Source organism: Bacillus sp. LR--39, assembly GCF_053613335.1.
In genome coordinates, this window is the sequence record NZ_JBSIOT010000154.1 from 1 (window position 1) to 1412 (window position 1412).

Annotated in this window: 1 protein-coding gene; it reads right to left on the bottom strand. The window is 49.0% G+C overall.

The window, feature by feature from the left end; translation table 11 throughout:
* Positions 1 to 1401: MocR-like transcriptional regulator GabR (gabR, locus tag ACWHAR_RS21305; protein ID WP_452087746.1), on the bottom strand; the 1401-nt coding region annotated here is incomplete at its 3' end.
* Positions 1402 to 1412: the final 11 nt, after the last annotated feature.

A 1412-nucleotide genomic window follows, 5' to 3' on the forward strand; every position in this document is an offset into this window, starting at 1 on the left:
ATAAAGCTTGGCAGTCCCTTCGTCGATCTGATCGGCAGCGATTTTGGCGAATCCGAGCACGAGCGATACCGTTCCTTCATGTTTTGTCTGCTCTTTCTTTAACGTAAACCGACTCATGCCGTAAACCTCGACCCGCCTTTCCTTTGCTCTTAATAAAACCTCTTCTTCACTTCTATCCGTTTCAAAATCGGCCACAAAGTGAAGGCCTGCGCTCTCGCCTTTAATTTTGACCCGGCCGTTAAAGTGTTTGACAAGGCTTCCGATCAGCCTTGTCCGCTTTTTTTCGTAAATCTGGTTCATTTTCTTAATGTGCTTTTGGTACTCCCCCGATTCGATCAGTTCCTGCAGGGCGAGCTGCGTTAAGACGCTGCTCGATTGAATCGAGAAATGGTGCCTTTTTCTGTATCGCTTCAGCAGCTTTTGCGGCAGTACCATATAGCTGATTCTCAGGCCCGGAAGAAGCGATTTTGAAAAAGTGCCGATGTAGATGACTTTTTCAGAGCGGTCAAGGCTTTGCAGGGCGGGGATCGTATCGCTCCCGTATTTAAATTCGCTGTCATAATCATCTTCCACAATATAGCGGTTTGCCCCGTCGGAAACCCAGTTTAAAAGCTGAATCCTCCTCGATACCGGCATAATGATTCCTGTTGGAAACTGGTGTGAAGGCGTGACAAATAAAACGTCCGGATTCAGACGGTGAATCTCGCTGATCCGCATTCCTTTATGGTCGAGCTGAATCGTGGCGACTTCTTTTCCTTCATTTTTCAGCAGTCGATAAATGCGGCTGTATCCCGGCTCCTCCATCGCATAGACGGCTGAGGCGGGGAGAAGGTCCTGGAGCGTGTGAATTAAGGACTGCGTCCCTGCGCTGATCACGATTTGTTCGGGGAGACATTTGACGCCTCTCGTTAAAGCGATAAAGCGTGCGATCGTTTGGCGCACTTCGTAGACGCCTTGCGGGTGCGTCATTTCTCCGAGTTCGTCAACATGTGAAGAAACCGCTTTCTGTTCGCAGCGAAGCCATGTTTTAAACGGAAAATGCGCCGTATCGACGCTCATATGGGAAAACGAGATCCAGCCGTCTTTGCTTTCAGGCTCTTCAACCAGTTCTTTTTCCAATTGAAGGGGACCGGGGTGACGGCTGGCGTGGAACGTTTCGATCTGCTCTACAAAAAAGCCTTTTCTTTCACGCGAATAAAGATAACCTTCTGCCAGAAGCTGCTGGTAGGCGGCGTTGACCGAATTGATGCTGACGTTCAATGTTTCGGCGAGCTCTCGCTTGGATGGGAGCTTTTTCCCCGGCAAAAGGTTGCGGCTGAAAATTTCTTCTTTAATCCGTTGATAGATTTGGTGATAAATATATTCCGCGCCCTTGGAGCGGTCAATCGGTATTGTGATCATAGCGCCTCCCT